Genomic DNA, 14,935 nt, shown 5'->3' with positions numbered 1-14,935 from the left:
GACCTCGACGCAGGTGGGCATGGTTCAAGCACCGTGGGTGGACCGGCGCTGACTGACGCGCCCGATCCAGCGACATACTCGGCGCTGTGATGGCTCTGGCGCTCTGCGGTGCACTCGCTGCCGCCGTCCTGTACGGCGTCGGCACGGTGATGCAGGCCCGTGGCGTCGCCGGGCGCCCGGCGATCTACGTCGGCGGCCTGGTCGCCGACGGCCTCGGCTTCCTCGCCTCGCTCCTGGCCGTACGCCGGCTGCCGCTGTTCGTGGTCCAGTCCGCCGTCGCCTCCAGCGTGGCGGTGACGGCGCTGCTCGCCGTGTGGTGGCTCGGCGCACGCCTGAGTCGCCGCGAGATCGCCGCGCTCGGGGCGGTCGGCCTCGGCCTGGTCGCGCTCGCCGCGACCGCCAGGGAGGGTGCGGCCGTTCCGATCGGAGCCCACGGCGAGCTGTGGCTGTGCGCGATCGCCGTACCCGTGGTGGTCGCCGGCGCGGCGGCGTACACCTCACGCGCCCGCTGGAGTGGTCCCACCCTCGCCGCCGTCGCCGGCCTCGGCTTCGGCGGCACCGCCATCGCGGCCCGGGTCCTCGACGTCCACTCCCCTTGGTGGCAGACGTGGCGCGAGCCCGCGGTCTGGGCGCTCGCGGCCTACGGGGTGGTCGCGCTGGTCGCCTTCGGTGTCGCGCTCACACGGGCCGCGGTGACCGCGGTCGCCGCCATCACGTTCGTCGTCGAGACGCTCGTGCCCACCGCCGTGGGCGTGGCCTGGCTGGGCGATCGCGTGCGCCACGGGATGGCGCCGGTGGCGCTCGCCGGCCTCCTGCTGACGCTGGCCGGATGCCTGGTGCTCGCTCGCTTCACCGCGCCCGAGCAGCCCTGAGGGTCACCAGGCGCCGGGCAGCGGACCGCCGTACCAGTGCTCGATCAGCGACCGGCTGATCGAGACGCCGCCGGGGAGCTTGAGGCTGCCGTCCTCGGCACCGGCGCGCATCTCCGCGCGCGTCACCCACACCGCCTCCTCCACGTCGGCGTCCTCGAGGCTGATCGCGTCGCCGGTCGCGCGGCCGTGGAAGCCGATCATCAGGCTCGCAGGCAGCGGCCAGGGCTGGTTGCCGAAGTAGGTGACCTCGCCGACCCGGACGCCGGTCTCCTCGAGCACCTCGCGGCGTACGGCGTCCTCCAACGTCTCCCCCGGCTCGCAGAAGCCCGCGAGGGTGGAGAAGAAGCGCGGCGGCCAGACCTTGTTGCGGCCCAGCAGGGCGCGCTCGCCGGGCGAACCGGGCTCACCGTGGGTGACCAGCATGATCACGGCCGGGTCGGTGCGCGGGAACTGCAGCTTGGCGCAACCGGTGCAGGCGAGCTCGTGGCCCGCCGCCCGTGGTTCGAGCCTCGCGCCACAGGCCACGCAGTGCCGGGTGGCCCAGTGCCACTCGGCCAGGCCCATCGCGTGGAAGACCAGGGGCGCGTCGACAGGGTCGGTCGTGAGCACCGGCAGCAGGCCGCGCAGCGGCAGCCATCCCTCCTCGCCCTTGGCGAGAGCCGCGTCGATGACGACCGCCCAGGACGTGACGCCGTCGCGCTCGCCGAGCAGCAGGCGCGTGCCCGCCGGCGCCTCGGCGGTCGGCAGCCACACGAGCTTGTTGTCGACCGGACGCACCCGCGTCCCGGCGATCACCAGCACGCGGCTGGAGGGCGCGGCCCACGACGACGCGAGCCACTCCTCGTCGGTACGCCGCAGACCGAGCCGGTCGTGCGGGTTCTGGCTGAGCGACTGGTGCACCGGGGTCACACACCGAGCCTAGGGCGTGAGGATCGCCTCGAGCTCGTCGCGCTCGGCGAGGCCGTCGGGCACGACGAGCCGGCCGGTGCGGACGTAGTAGAACCCCGCCCGCACCTTCTCGACCGGGATGCCGTGCAGCTCGGCCCAGGCGAGGCGGTAGACGGCGAGCTGGAGAGGGTCGGCATTGGCCCGCGCGTTGGTCTTCCAGTCGACGAGGAGGTAGCCGGACGGGTCCTCGGGGTCGGCGTACACCGCATCGATGCGGCCACGCACGACCTGGCCGCGCAGGACGAGCGCGAACGGCGCCTCGACCGCGACCGGCACCCGGTCGCCGAACTCGCCCGCGTCGAACCGGGCGATCAGCTCGTCGAGCTCGACCTCGTCGGCGCGCGTCACGTCGGAGTCGGCGCGGTCGCTGAGCCGGTCGACGTCGAGCAGCGCCTGCTGCCCGAAGCGTGCCTCGACCCAGGCGTGGAAGCGCGACCCGAAGCGGGCGGCGGGTGAGGGCCGGCGCGGCATCGGTCGGGCCAGGTCACGACCGAACCCGTCCACGTCGTCGCGCAGGCGACCGAGCGAGGTGGCCGACAACGCGGTCGGCAGGGCGACCTCGCCCGCTCCGGCACCGCGTGCCTCCGCCTCGGCGAGCAGCCGCTCGATCTCGGTGTCCCAGGTCGCCACCAGCTCGGCATCAGGGCCGAGGTCGCCGTCGGGCGCCTCCGGGTCGACGCCGGCGAGGAGCTCGGCGGCGGCGATGCGGCGCAACGCCTCGGCCGACCGCTCGGTCACCGGCCAGATCACCGGCTCGCGCTGGCCGAACACCGGGCTGACGGTGTCCTTGGCCGGCTGGTCGAGCCACCGCTCGGGCTCGGCGCCCCAGCGGGCGATGGCGTCGCGCACCTGCACCTGGAACGGCGAAGGCCCGACGGGTGTCTTGCGGGTCTCGTGCCAGAGGTACGACGACACCCACAGCGTGTGCCGGGCGCGGGTGAGGGCGACGTACGCCAGGCGGAGCTCCTCCTGGAGCTGGTGGGCACGCGCCTCCTCGGTGAACTCCTTGAGCCCCTTGCCGCTCACGTCACGCCAGGCGGGCAGATCCGCCCAGTCGCCGCGGAGCGGGATCGGGAGGACCGCCTGGCCGGTCGGCCACTGGGTGCGCAGGGTCTTGTGCGGGAACTTCTCCACGCACCAGCCGGGCAGGAACACGACGTCGTACTCGAGACCCTTGGCACGGTGGACGGTCAGCAGCTTCACCGAGTCGGAGGCTGATGGGGTGGCGACGTCGAGACCCTCGCCGAGCTCGTCCTCGGCCTCCAGCCACGCCAGCAGCGCGGGCAGGCTCTGGGCGCCGTCGATCGAGGTGAAGTCGGCGACCGCGCGGACGAAGTGGTCGAGGTTGTCGCGGCGGGCCGCGGCCGCGGGCGACACCGACGCCGCGAGCTCGATGTCGATGCCGGTCGCGTCGATGATGCGGCGGACCAGGTCGAGCAGCGGCTCCCCCACGTGCTGCCGAAGCCGCCGCAGCTCCTCGTCGAGGAGCGCGAACCGCTCGCGGGCCTGCGCGGAGTAGGGGAAGTCCTCGGGCTCGCCGGGGTCGGTCAACGCGTCGGCCAGTGCCGGCAGGTCGACGGGGTCGGACCCCTCGACGGCGTCGGCGAGCGCCTCCTCGACGGACCGCTCGCCCTGGGCGCGACCGCCGTCGGGCCGGCCGACCAGCGTCCGCGCGCGCCGACCGAGCAGCGCGAGGTCACGCGGACCGATCACCCATCGTGGACCACTCAGCAGTTGCAGCAGGTCAGGGTTGGCGGTCGGGTCGCCGAGCACCGTGAGCGTCGCGACGACCTCGGCGACCTCCGGCAGGCGCAGCAGCCCGCCGAGACCGACGATCTCGACCGGGATCTCGGCGCGCGACAGGGTGTCGAAGACGTCCGCGGCGTTGGCGTTGTCGCGGGTCAGCACGCCGATCTCGCCCCAGGCCGTGCCCCGGTCGTGGGCGGCCTGGATCTCGGAGGCGAGCCAGTCGAGCTCCTCGGCGTACGTCTCGTGGACGAGGGTGCGCACCTCGCCGTCGTCGGCGTCGGGCTTGGGCTCGAGCGGCGCGACCATCGGGTAGGCGCGGTAGAGGGGCTGGGCGATCTGGTTGGCGACCTCGAGGATGCGCCGGTCGGAGCGGCGGTTGACGACGAGCGGGAAGACGGTGGCCGGCGCGTCCGGCGTCCGCGCGAACTGCTGGGGGAAGCTGAGGATGTTCGAGACCGACGCCCCGCGCCAGCCGTAGATCGCCTGGTTGGGGTCACCCACGGCGGTGACGGCGGTGCCGCCGAACAGGCCGGCGAGCAGCTGCGCCTGGGCGACGGAGGTGTCCTGGTACTCGTCGAGCAGGACCAGCTTGAACCGCTCGCGCTCGCCCCGGCCGACGTCGGGGTGCTCGGCGACCAGCCGTGCGGTGAGCGCGACCTGGTCGGAGAAGTCCATCAGGCCGAGCTCGTCCTTGAGCCGGCGGTAGTCGTCGACCAGGCCGAGCAGCTCGCCGCGCTTGTCGAGCGCGGCGAGGACCCGCGGCAGGTCGAGCTTGGGGCCGGTCTCGAGGGCCGCCTCGACCTGGGGCCGCACCTTCGCGTCGTGCTCGCGCACGGCGTCGGTGGTCTGCAGGTGCTCGCTGATCGCCGACTCGAGCGCCAGCAGGTTCTCCACGACGGTCGGCGGGTGGTCGCTGAGCGCCTCGATCGTCCCGCGGTGGCGGGCCACCGCCCGGGCGGCGAGCTGGTAGCGGGAGGCATCGGCCATGACGCGTACGTCGGGCTCGTGACCGATCCGCAGCCCCTGCTCGCTGAGCAGGTTGGCGGCATAGGCGTTGTAGGTCGAGATGGTCGGCTCTGGGACGTCCTGCTCGGGCGGGAGGTAACGGCGGATGCGCTCGCGCAGCTCCGAGGTGGCCTTGGTGGTGAAGGTCAGGCCGAGGACCTGGTCGGGCGTGACCAGCTCGTTGTGCACGCAGTAGACGACACGGGCGGCCATCAGCTCGGTCTTGCCCGAGCCGGCGCCGGCGATGACGACGGCCGGATCCAGCGGCGCGGAGATCGCGGCCCACTGCGCCTCGCTGACCTGGTAGGGGGTGCCCATCACCTCGGCGAGGTCGGCCGGGCTGGTGATCCTCATGAGATGACTCCGTCGGAGTTCCAGGCCGGGCACTGCACGCGGAAGGCGCAGAACTTGCAGCCGCTGGGGTCGTACTTGGTCGGGAACACCTCGGCGCGCAGCAGCTCGGCCGCCTGGCGCATCCGTGCCTCGATCGGCCTCTCCTCGCCGTCCTCAGCAGGGGCGAGCGGGTCCTGCCGCTGCACCTTGAGCCGGCCGTACGCCGACTTGCGCAGCTGCCACAGCTCGGCACCGCCGGCTCCGCCGACCGCGCCCTCCGGCAGGAGGTCGGCGAAGGCGCCCTGCTCGGCGGCCAGCTGGTAGAGGCCGAGCTGCGGGTCCTGCGGCAGGTCCTTGTCGTACGGCGGGTTCTTGCTGGTCTTCAGGTCGACGACGACGATCCGCCCGTCGGCGTCGATCTCGAGCCGGTCGGCGAAGCCGTTGAGCACCACGCGGGTGCCGTCGGCCAACGTCACCGGCGCCGTGAAGCCCTGCTCGAAGGCGATCGGCGTACGACTCGAGGACTCGTGCCAGGCGACGAACCGCTCCAACGCCGCGCGCGCCTCCTCGCGCTCCTTGGCCGCCGACCACGGTGTGCGGAACGGGATCTGGCCCCACACCTCGTCGACCTTGGTCATCAGCAGGTCGATCAGCTCGTCGTGGCTGTCGGCCACGATCTCGCCACGGCCCACACGCTCGGCCAGCGCGTGCAGCACGTTGCCGAAGCCCTGGGCCTGGTTGCTGGGCTGACCTCCCCCGGCCTCGCGCTCGAGGAACCACCGCGTCGGGCACGCCTCGATGGCCGTGAGCATGCTCGCGCTCACGCGCAGCGGGTCGGCGGGATCCCGCAGTGCCCGCTCGGACCGGGACGCGCCACGGGTCCCCCACCAGTTGGCGGGATCGGCGGCGGCGACCGGCAGCCGCGCCAGTCGGCGGGCGGCGGCCTCGCGGAGCGGGAGCGGCTGCGACTCGTCGGCGAGCGTACGGCGCAGCTCGGCGACGAGTCCGGCCAAGGACATCGGTCGCTGCGGCCGTCCGACGCGGTGCACCTTCTCGGGTGCGATGTCGAGACCGAGCTCGGCCAGGAACCGGGAGGCCGACTCGCCGTCGTCCTCGGCGCTGGCGACGGCGGTGACCATCAGCCGCTCGCGCGAGCGGGTGCAGGCGACGTAGAAGAGGCGGCGCTCCTCGGCCAGCAGCTCGCGGACCGAAGCCCGCGGGACGAGCCCGCCGTGGCCGATCTGGTCCACCCCGAGCAGTCCCGAGCGCAGCCGCAGGTCGGGCCAGGCGCCCTCCTGGGCGTGGGCCACCACGACGAGTCGCCACTCCAGACCCTTGGAGCGGTGGGCGGTCATCAACCGCACCGCGTCGCCCACCGCGCCACGCTGCGAGAGCGAGTCGCCGGGGATCTCCTGCGCGCGCAGGGTCTCGAGGAACCCGACGATGCCGGTGCGACCGACCCGCTCCTCGACCCGCGCCGCATAGTCGAAGAGCGCGCAGATCGCGTCGAGGTCGCGGTGGGCGTGACGGTTGCCGGCCTCGGCGGCGGCGCGCAGCCGGCGCGGCCAGGACGTCCCGTCCCACAGCTCCCAGAGCACCTCCTCGACGGTCCCGCCGCCGTCGAGCGCGGCGCGTCCGGCGTCGATCAGCGCGGCGAACCCGCGGATCCGGTCGGCGCCCACGCCCTCGACGCCCTCGAGCAGCGCGACGTCCCGCAGCACGGCGGCGATGGCCTCCGCCGACCCGACCGGTGCCTCGCCGGCCGCACGCGCGCGCTGCCGGAGGGCCCGCGCCACGACGCGAAGATCCGTCGGGTCCAGGCCCGCCAGCGGCGAGAGCAGCAGGCCGTGGGCGCGGTCGGGGTCGAGCCAGTCGGGGTCGCCGATCAGGTTCAGCGCGTCGAGCAGTGGCGCGATGGCCGGCTCGCGCTGCAGCGGCACCTCGTCGGCCGACACCTCGATGGGTACGCCGGCCGCGACCAGTGCACGACGCAGGCCCGGGATCGCAGCGCCCGACCGCACCAGGACCGCCATCTCCGACCACGGCAGGCCGTCGCCAAGGTGGGCGCGGCGCAGGTGGTCGGCGATGTGCTCGGCCTCGGCCCTCTCGGTGTCGAAGGTGCGGACGACGACCTCGCCCGACCCCTCCGGCAGCGAGGTGAGCGGCGACCGGAAGGCCGCGGAGTCGTCGGCGGACAGGCCGGCGGGGACGGGGAGGCGGGCGGCGACCGAGCGGGCCGCGTCGAGCAGCTCCGGGCCGAAGCGGCGGGTCGTCCGCAGCACCACGACGTCGGCGCCCTCGAACCGCTGGGGGAACTCGAGGATCCCGCGCACGTCGGCCCCCCGGAAGCCGTAGATCGACTGGTGCGGGTCACCCACGACGACGAGCTCGGCCGACGGCGAGACGATCTCGCGCAGCAGCGCGACCTGGCTCGGGTCGGTGTCCTGGTACTCGTCGACGAAGACGTGCTTGAACCGCCGCCGCAGGTCGTCGCGCACACCCGAGCTTGGGTCCTGCAGCATCGCCACGGCGGTAGCGATGAGGGCGGAGTAGTCGAGCGCGTTCTGGTCGCCGAGGACGTCGTCGTACTGCTCGAGGAAGTCGGCGCCGGCCACCCACTCGGGCCGACCGTGCTCACGGCCCAGCTCCCGCAGCCGCCGTGATCCCAGGCCCCGCTCGGTCGCGCGCCCGAGCAGCGAGGAGAGCTCGCGCGCGAAGCCACGCGTACGCCGGGCCGCGGCCAGGCCGTCCGGCCACGCGACCGAGTGCGAGCGCTCCCGCAGCAGCTCGGTCAGCACGACCTCCTGCTCGGGAGCCGACAACAGTCGGAGCGGTGGTCGCCTCGGGTCGGGGAACAGCCCGTCGGCGGCGTACTCCCTGACCAGGGAGTACGCGAAGGAGTGGAAGGTCGAGCTGAGCTGGGTCGCCATGGTCCGCCCGAGCCGGACGGTCACGCGGTCGCGCAGCTGCTCGGCCGCCTTGCGCGAGAAGGTCAGCGCGAGGACCTGGTCGGGGCGGGCGCCACGGTTCTCGACCCGGTCGACGATCGCCTCGACCAGGGTCGTGGTCTTGCCCGTGCCGGGTCCGGCGAGCACCAGCAGCGGCCCGTTGCCGTGGTCGACGACCCGCTGCTGGAACTCGTCCAGCCGCGGTACGTCGGGCGCTGCGGCGGGAGGCGCGATCCGGTAGCTCACGGGCGCTAGCCAACCACCCACCTCCGACGCTTCGTCGCGACCTGCTAGGAAAGGACCCATGGCTACCACTGCACTCGGCGGCAACCCCGTCAACACCAACGCCGACCTGCCCGCCGTCGGCTCAGCCGCTCCGGCCTTCGAGCTGGTCGGCTCCGACTTCGCCGCGGTCACGCTGCCCGCCGGCAAGCGCGCCGTCCTGAACATCTTCCCGAGCGTCGACACGGGCGTCTGCGCCGCGTCTGTGCGCAAGTTCAACGAGCTCGCCTCGGGCCTGGAGAACACCCAGGTCATCTGCGTCTCCAACGACCTGCCGTTCGCCCAGGCCCGCTTCTGCGGTGCCGAGGGCATCGAGAACGTCACCGTCGCGTCGGGCTTCCGCTCGTCCTTCGGCGAGGACTACGGCGTCGCCCTGGTCGACGGCAAGTTCGACGGCCTGCTGGCCCGCTCGATCGTCGTCGTCGACGAGTCCGGCAACGTCGTCCACTCCCAGCTGGTCCCCGAGATCGCCCAGGAGCCGGACTACGACGCGGCCGTCGCGTCGCTCGCCTGATCCTCTGATCAGTCCTCTCGAGGACTCCAGAACGCCGCACGCACGTCGACCTTCCCGGAGGGGAGGGTCGGCGTGCGTTCGTCCTCGTAGTGGGCCACCGCGCGACCGTCGTGGCACAGCGGCGGCGTGCCGTCGGCACGGATCACCCGCCACCACGGCACCGGACCTCCGTGCCGGGCCATCACCGAGCCGACCTGGCGGGGTCCTCCTCCGGCGACGTCGGCGAGGGCGCCGTACGTCGTGACCCGGCCGGGCGGGATCCGCTCGACCAGCTCGAGCACCCGCTCGACGTACGCCTCGTGCACGGAGCCGTTCAAGCCGACTTCAACCAGAGCACCGAGGCGATGGCGGCGGCGACCACGAGGACGACCAGCAGCGCGAACAGGCGCGCACGCCGCCGCTCGGCGCTGCGGGAGCGCATCCGCTTGGCACCTTCCATCTGCTGCAGCAGCGGTTGCGCCACGACGTCCGGAAGGCGGACGCGCGCCGCCGTCGACGAGAGCCGCGGGCTCTCGGCCACGCGGCGCGCGGGCGGAGGGTAGGGCGCGCCGTGCTGCGGGAGCGCGTCGAGGGCGATGTTCCCGTCCACCGCGACCTCCTCGGTCCAGCGATAGCCGTCGTACCAACGGCGCGCGTAGCGCCCGGTCGGATCGGGGAACCAGCCCCCGACGAAGTCCTGCATCTCAACCCCCGATGGTCAGGCGGAAGGCTACGACCTCGACGAACGCCCGGCAATGGTGTGTCAGGGACCGGAAAGGCCCCGCCGGTGGGACGGGGCCTCTCTGGTGCAGCCCCCGGGGACACCAGGATCTCGGCTGCGTATGTCTTCCCAACGAGGTCGCCCTCGCCGGGTTACGGCATCAGTACGCCGGCTGGCTCGGGTCGATCTGGTTGACCCAGGCCACCACGCCGCCACCGACGTGGACGGCGTCGTCGTACCCGGCGCCCTTGACGATCGCCAGGCACTCGGCCGAACGGACACCGGACTTGCAGTGCAGCACGATCTGCTTGTCGGAGGGGAGCTGCTCGAGGGCGTTGCCGTTGAGGAACTCGCCCTTCGGGATCAGCACCGAGCCCGGGATCTTGTTGATCTCGTACTCGCCCGGCTCGCGGACGTCGACCAGCACGAAGTCACGGCTGCCGGCCTCGCGCTCCTTGAGCATCGCGTCGAGCTGCTTGACGGAGATGGTCGCGTCGGCCGCGGCGTCGGCGGCCTCCTCGGAGACGGCACCGCAGAAGAACTCGTAGTCGATCAGGTCGGTGACCGTCGCGTTCTCACCGCACAGCGCGCAGTTCGGGTCCTTGCGGATCCGCAGCTTGGTGTACTCCATCTCCAGGGCGTCGTAGATCATCAGCTTGCCGACGATCGGGTCGCCGATGCCGGTGAGGACCTTGATCGCCTCGTTGACCTGGATCGCGCCGATGGAGGCGCACAGGACACCGAGCACGCCACCCTCGGCGCAGGACGGGACCATGCCCGGCGGCGGCGGCTCGGGGTAGAGGCAGCGGTAGCAGGGGGCGTTCTCGACCTGCTTGGGCGCGAAGACCGAGGCCTGGCCGTCGAAGCGGTAGATGGAGCCCCAGACGTAGGGGATGCCGAGGAAGTACGCCGCGTCGTTGACCATGTAGCGCGTCGCGAAGTTGTCGGTGCCGTCGACGATGAGGTCGTAGCCGGCGAAGATCTCCTTGACGTTGTCGTTGTCGAGGCGCTCGCCGTGCACGATCACGTTGACCAGCGGGTTGACCTCGGCGACGGACTCCTTGGCGGAGATCGCCTTCGGGCGGCCGACGTCGGACTGGCCGTGGATGATCTGGCGCTGCAGGTTGGACTCGTCGACCTCGTCGAACTCGACGATGCCGAGGGTGCCGACACCGGCGGCGGCCAGGTACAGCAGCGCGGGGCTGCCGAGACCGCCGGCACCGATGACCAGCACCTTGGCGTTCTTGAGCCGCTTCTGCCCGGCCATGCCCACGTCGGGGATGATCAGGTGGCGGCTGTAGCGACGTACCTCGTCGATGGTCAGCTCGGCGGCCGGCTCGACCAGCGGGGGGAAACTCACGGCGTACTCCTGCGTTCTCGGTTGTCTCGGGCTCAACGTCGACCGGCGACGGGGTGTTCCCGGCACGCCCATCGTCTCAGGCGGGGGCAGGCCGAGTAGGGTCGGCCCCGTGGTGAGCGAGTCGTACGACGTCGAGGCCGGCCGGAGTCGCGCCGTACGTCTGCCTCGCCGTGAACGCCGCCAGCAGCTGATGTCCGCCGCGCTCGAGGTGTTCGTCGCCAACGGCTACCACGCCGCGGCGATGGATGAGATCGCCGACCGGGCGGGCGTCTCCAAGCCGGTGCTCTACCAGCACTTCCCCGGCAAGTACGAGCTCTACCTCGCGCTGCTCGACGCGTCCTGCACCGCGATCATCGAGAACTGCCGGGCCGCGCTGGCCTCGACCCATGACAACAAGCAGCGCGTGCACGCGACCGTCGAGGCGTTCTACGCCTACGTCGCGCACGACACCGGTGCGTTCCGGCTCGTCTTCGAGTCCGACCTCACCAACGACGACGCCGTACGCCGCCAGCTCGAGCGGGTCACCGTCGAGTGCGCGGATGCGATCGCGCTGGTGATCGAGGAGGACACCGGTCTCCCGGCCGCAGCCTCCCGCCTGCTGGCGGTCTCGCTCGTGGGAATGGCCCAGGTCAGCGCGCGGTTCTGGCTCTCCGACGGCGCCGGCATCAGCCGGGACGACGCCGTCACCCTGGTCAGTGGCCTGCTGTGGCGCGGCATCGGTGGCTACCCGATGGACCACACTTCCTGAACTTTCCTTCCCACCGGTTCGAACCTGAGGAGACACCATGACCATCGAGGTCAAGATCGGCGTACAGAACGTCGGCCGCGAGCTTGTCATCGAGACCGACGAGACCAACGAGGGCGTCGCCAGCGCGCTCAAGGCCGCGCTCGACGCTGACGGCGTCTTCTCCCTGACCGACACCAAGGGCAAGGTCACCCTGGTCCCCACCGCCAAGCTGGCGTACGTCGAGATCGGCCGTTCGACCGTGGGCCAGGTCGGCTTCCGGTCATAGACTCGACGGTGTGAACGATCGGTCGTACTCCTACGCGCGCCTGTGGGTGCCGTTGTACGACGCCGCCGCGCTGGCCGTCTCGCAGCCCGTCTACCTGATCGAGGCCGCTGACGGGTTCGAGGGCTTCGTCGCCGAGAAGAACGTGACGCTCGTCGGGCTGTTCAACGAGCTCGGTCATGCCGGCTGGAAGATCTCGCCGGTCGCCGAGCGGGTCACCAACCCCTCCCCCGAGCTGCAGCTGCTCGTCGACGCGACGCTCGACGAGGTGGATGGCGGGCTCTCCTCCGAGCTGCTGGCCTCGGCCCACCCCGTCGACGAGTACGACGTCTACGGCATGCGTCGGCGCGACTGATCCTTGTCCTCGCTCACGTACGCCGAGGTCGGCGCCACCCTCGCCCCCGCGCTGCCGCCGCGCTACCGGCACCTCTCCTCGTCGCGCGTCGTGGAGGGCGTGTCGTTCGAAGCCGCCGCGTTGCGGCTGTTCAGCTGGGACGTGCACCGCGCCGCCGGACTCGAGGTGCCGGACGACCAGCCCGCGGCCACGCTCGGCGCGGACGTGGTGATGCGGCTCAGCGTCGGCCTCGCCCGGGCCCGCGTCTCGTTGCCGGTGCCGTGCCGCGTCGTCGCCGTCGTGGACGAGGTGGGCCGCGCCGGCTTCGCCTACGGCACGCTGGACGGGCATCCCGAGCGCGGCGAGGAGCTGTTCCTGCTCGAGTCGGCCGGGTCCGGCGTACGCGCGACCGTGCGGGCGTTCTCGCGTCCCGCCACTCCCCTGGCCCGGCTCGCCGGCCCGGCCGGCAGACGGGCGCAGGACCTGATGACGGCCCGCTACCTCCAGGCGATGACCGAGCCGTCAGACTTGCCGGCGTGATGCTCGGTCCTGCCCGCTGCCGCATCGGTGCGGTGCTCCTCGCCGGGCTCCTCAGCGGCTGCTCGGTGCCGGGTGCGTCGCCCGCTCCCGGCCCCTCACCGCGGTCGATGCCCTCGCCGGCCCAGGTCCGCGCTGCCGAGCACCGCGCGACGCACAGCGTCGAGCGACTGTCGACGGCCCTCGAGGACCAGTACGCCGCCACCGTGGTCTACCCGAGCACGCTGCGCGCGGTCCGGAGCCTCGCCCGCTCCCGGCACCTGCTGGCTCCGGGCACCCAGGTACGCGGCTGGTCCGTCCACCCGATCGTGCGGCACGAGTGGTTCGCCCTGTGCGTCCAGACCTCTGTCGCGGGTCGCCCTGTCAGCGCGCGGTACGACAGCCGCGACTACGGGAACGTCCCTGCCGGGCCGGGGGCCTGCTGAGCTTCGTCGCTCCGGCGGCTCGTTCGTCTGGACGACTGAGCGGCCGCGCGTAGCCGTCCGTCTCCCGCCGTCAAGGATCCTCGCTTCGCTCGGCCCGCTGCGCGGCGGCCTTCGGCCGTCCTTGACCGCGGGACCCGGCCGGACGGCTGGTGGCGCGGGTGTCGGCGGCTCGCTTCGCTCGCGCCGACGCGATGCGGCCGCCTTCGGCGGCCCCATCGTGTGGATTCGTGGCCACGTGGTGGCTCCAGATCCACACGATGTCTAGAGACGTCGGTGGAACCGCCAGGCTCCGGTCGAGGTGACCTCACGAACCATGCGGGGGTCGTGGGCGACGTGGTGATGGTGGCTGCACAGGAGCACGCCGTCGTTGAGGTCGGTCTTCCCGCCGCGTGACCACGGATGTGAATGATGTGCCTCGCACCAGGTGGCCGGGATCGTGCAGCCCTCGGCGCGGCATTGCTTGTCGCGGAGACGGAGGGCCTTGCGCTGGGCCGAGTTGAAGAGCCGTTGCGTGCGGCCGAGATCGAGGATCTCGCCCTTCCCGCCGAGGACAACGGGGATGATCTTGGCGGTGCAGGCGAGCCGCCTGGCTTCGTCGGCGGTGATGCGGAGATCGCCGTCGAGGGAGCCGATGACGCCGGCGGTCGCAAGGTCGCGACGCAGGTCGTCGAGCGTCACGGTGACCATCACTGTGGCGGCGTCACCGCCGTGGTCGGGGAGCTTGTTGGGGTCGAGGTGCTCGAGCAGGGAGCAGAACGCTTGGCCCAGCTTGCGGTGGCGCGGAATGACCTTGTTGTCCTGCCGAGGCGACGTGTAGGCGTCGAGGTAGGTCTCCAGCCGTGCGGCGATGGCGTCGGGGACTTGACCGATGATGCGGGTGATCCCGTTGCCGAGGCGCTTGAACCGCACCGAGGTGTTGACCCGCGCTGACCGTTCCTCGCGTTCGAGCGCTTTCGCGTCGGCGTCGTCAGCGATCTCGGGTGCGACGACGGCGAGGATCCGGTCGCCCAGGGTCCGCAGCTCGCGGGGTCCGAACTGGCCGGCCAGCTCGACGAGGTGCTTCTCGGCCCGACGCGTCGTCACCTGGTCGATCTCGGGCGGGAGCTTCTCCAGTGCGGAGACGATCACCTGGGCCTGGGCACGGTTGACCGCCCCGGCTCGCATGCCGGCACCCACGACGCGCCACTTCTCGTCGAGGGCCTCGGCCAGCTTGAGCTCGCCGTGGCAGGTGCGCGGGTCGAGGTGCGCCTCATGGGCCAGCCACTGACCAACATCCTTCGCACCGTTGTGCTGGGCCAGGTCGCCCGAGCCGGCCAGGACCCGCAGCTCCAACTCGTCGACCTGGGCCTTCAACGCCGCGATCTCGACCAGCGCGGCGGCCTTGTCGTCCGGCTTCATGTACACCGGCAGAACCTCATCCACCCCGCTGATCGACCGGCGCGCGGCCTCCACGGCCGCCAGGAGCGAGTGGTCGCGAGTGGGTGAGGCCGACATACCAGAGTCCTCCCCCGATCCCCGAGGCTTTAAACATTTTCGAACGATGTTTTTCGGTTTATTTCGACGTTTTTCGAACGCAACAGCGATCACCCCGGGGCGGCCGCGTCAGCGGCGGCGCGAGCGAAGCGAGCCGCCGCCCATCCGCGCCGAAAGCACGCCGCTAGGGACCCGGGGTCAAGGACGCCGAAGGCGCCGCGGAGCGGGCCGAGCGAAGCGAGGATCCTTGACGGCGGGGAGCGGCGTGCTACCGCGCGGCCGCCAGTCGACGACTCAGAACATCCGCCAGGAGCGACCAGCCACGAAGTTGGTTTCGAAGCTCCTATTGAGTCAAGGCGGGGTAGAGCTCGCGGATGATGGCTCGTTTGAGGAGGCGGAGGGCGTCGCGTCGGGTCTTGCCTCGAGCAAGACATCGTTGGACGTA

14 protein-coding genes are annotated in these 14,935 nt (G+C 72.1%); 7 read left to right on the top strand and 7 right to left on the bottom strand.

Annotated features, from left to right (window positions below; genetic code table 11):
* Positions 1–86 precede the first annotated feature (86 nt).
* The gene (locus tag ACYVJ3_RS10760; protein ID WP_460852971.1) at positions 87–872 is read left to right on the top strand and encodes a hypothetical protein; all 786 of its coding nucleotides are present in this window, start codon (positions 87–89) and stop codon (positions 870–872) included.
* A gap of 3 nt (positions 873–875) precedes the next feature.
* On the opposite strand, the gene nudC is transcribed toward ACYVJ3_RS10760, so the two are convergent.
* From nudC to ACYVJ3_RS10745, 3 genes are read right to left on the bottom strand one after another with little or no spacing between them, the layout of a single operon-like run.
* Positions 876–1,781, bottom strand: a complete 906-nt coding sequence (nudC, locus tag ACYVJ3_RS10755; protein WP_460852970.1) for an NAD(+) diphosphatase — start codon at positions 1,779–1,781, stop codon at positions 876–878.
* 9 nt (positions 1,782–1,790) lie between these two features.
* The gene (locus ACYVJ3_RS10750) at positions 1,791–4,928 is read right to left on the bottom strand and encodes a UvrD-helicase domain-containing protein (protein WP_460852969.1); all 3,138 of its coding nucleotides are present in this window, start codon (positions 4,926–4,928) and stop codon (positions 1,791–1,793) included.
* Complete coding sequence (locus ACYVJ3_RS10745; RefSeq protein ID WP_460852968.1) at positions 4,925–8,101, bottom strand: ATP-dependent helicase; 3,177 nt, start codon at positions 8,099–8,101, stop codon at positions 4,925–4,927. The genes ACYVJ3_RS10750 and ACYVJ3_RS10745 overlap by 4 nt, the downstream gene beginning before the upstream one ends.
* A gap of 58 nt (positions 8,102–8,159) precedes the next feature.
* On the opposite strand from ACYVJ3_RS10745, the gene tpx reads away from it, so the two are divergent.
* A complete protein-coding gene (tpx, locus tag ACYVJ3_RS10740; RefSeq protein ID WP_460852967.1) occupies positions 8,160–8,651 on the top strand; it encodes a thiol peroxidase in 492 nt (163 codons plus the stop codon).
* Between the two features lie 8 nt (positions 8,652–8,659).
* Here the strand turns inward: tpx and ACYVJ3_RS10735 are convergent, their stop codons facing one another.
* From ACYVJ3_RS10735 to moeZ, 3 genes are all read right to left on the bottom strand, one after another.
* A complete protein-coding gene (locus ACYVJ3_RS10735) occupies positions 8,660–8,968 on the bottom strand; it encodes an MGMT family protein (protein ID WP_460852966.1) in 309 nt (102 codons plus the stop codon).
* Complete coding sequence (locus ACYVJ3_RS10730; protein ID WP_460852965.1) at positions 8,965–9,333, bottom strand: DUF2510 domain-containing protein; 369 nt, start codon at positions 9,331–9,333, stop codon at positions 8,965–8,967. The genes ACYVJ3_RS10735 and ACYVJ3_RS10730 overlap by 4 nt, the downstream gene beginning before the upstream one ends.
* 178 nt (positions 9,334–9,511) lie before the next feature.
* Positions 9,512–10,711 carry an adenylyltransferase/sulfurtransferase MoeZ gene (gene moeZ, locus ACYVJ3_RS10725; protein WP_460852964.1) on the bottom strand — a complete coding sequence of 400 codons (1,200 nt, stop codon included), beginning with the start codon at positions 10,709–10,711 and terminating at the stop codon, positions 9,512–9,514.
* 109 nt (positions 10,712–10,820) lie between these two features.
* On the opposite strand from moeZ, the gene ACYVJ3_RS10720 reads away from it, so the two are divergent.
* The 5 genes from ACYVJ3_RS10720 to ACYVJ3_RS10700 are packed head-to-tail and all read left to right on the top strand — an operon-like array spanning position 10,821 to position 13,017.
* Positions 10,821–11,459, top strand: coding sequence for a TetR/AcrR family transcriptional regulator (locus tag ACYVJ3_RS10720; RefSeq protein WP_460852963.1), 639 nt, complete (start codon positions 10,821–10,823; stop codon positions 11,457–11,459).
* A 37-nt stretch (positions 11,460–11,496) separates the two neighbouring features.
* Positions 11,497–11,724, top strand: a complete 228-nt coding sequence (locus ACYVJ3_RS10715; protein WP_460852962.1) for a DUF3107 domain-containing protein — start codon at positions 11,497–11,499, stop codon at positions 11,722–11,724.
* Positions 11,725–11,734: 10 nt separating this feature from the next.
* Entirely contained in the window at positions 11,735–12,076 is a 342-nt protein-coding gene (locus tag ACYVJ3_RS10710) for a hypothetical protein (RefSeq protein ID WP_460852961.1), read from the top strand.
* A gap of 3 nt (positions 12,077–12,079) precedes the next feature.
* Entirely contained in the window at positions 12,080–12,595 is a 516-nt protein-coding gene (locus ACYVJ3_RS10705) for a DUF1990 family protein (RefSeq protein ID WP_460852960.1), read from the top strand.
* Entirely contained in the window at positions 12,592–13,017 is a 426-nt protein-coding gene (locus ACYVJ3_RS10700; RefSeq protein WP_460852959.1) for a hypothetical protein, read from the top strand. Before ACYVJ3_RS10705 ends, ACYVJ3_RS10700 begins: the two co-directional genes overlap by 4 nt.
* Before the next feature lie 261 nt (positions 13,018–13,278).
* Here ACYVJ3_RS10700 and ACYVJ3_RS10695 read toward each other — a convergent pair whose 3' ends face one another.
* Complete coding sequence (locus tag ACYVJ3_RS10695; protein ID WP_460853118.1) at positions 13,279–14,415, bottom strand: HNH endonuclease signature motif containing protein; 1,137 nt, start codon at positions 14,413–14,415, stop codon at positions 13,279–13,281.
* Between the last annotated feature and the right edge of the window lie 520 nt (positions 14,416–14,935).

The sequence above is a fragment of the Nocardioides montaniterrae genome (assembly GCF_054782655.1).
This window is presented reverse-complemented; position numbering and strand designations above follow the sequence as displayed.

Bases quoted from the DNA above. Each gene is read 5' to 3' on its own strand.
- tpx (WP_460852967.1), top strand. From the start codon at position 8,160: ATGGCTACCACTGCACTCGGCGGCAACCCCGTCAACACCAACGCCGAC.
- ACYVJ3_RS10750 (WP_460852969.1), bottom strand. From the start codon at position 4,928: ATGAGGATCACCAGCCCGGCCGACCTCGCCGAGGTGATGGGCACCCCC.
- ACYVJ3_RS10730 (WP_460852965.1), bottom strand. From the start codon at position 9,333: ATGCAGGACTTCGTCGGGGGCTGGTTCCCCGATCCGACCGGGCGCTAC.
- ACYVJ3_RS10695 (WP_460853118.1), bottom strand. From the start codon at position 14,415: ATGAAGCCGGACGACAAGGCCGCCGCGCTGGTCGAGATCGCGGCGTTG.
- ACYVJ3_RS10715 (WP_460852962.1), top strand. From the start codon at position 11,497: ATGACCATCGAGGTCAAGATCGGCGTACAGAACGTCGGCCGCGAGCTT.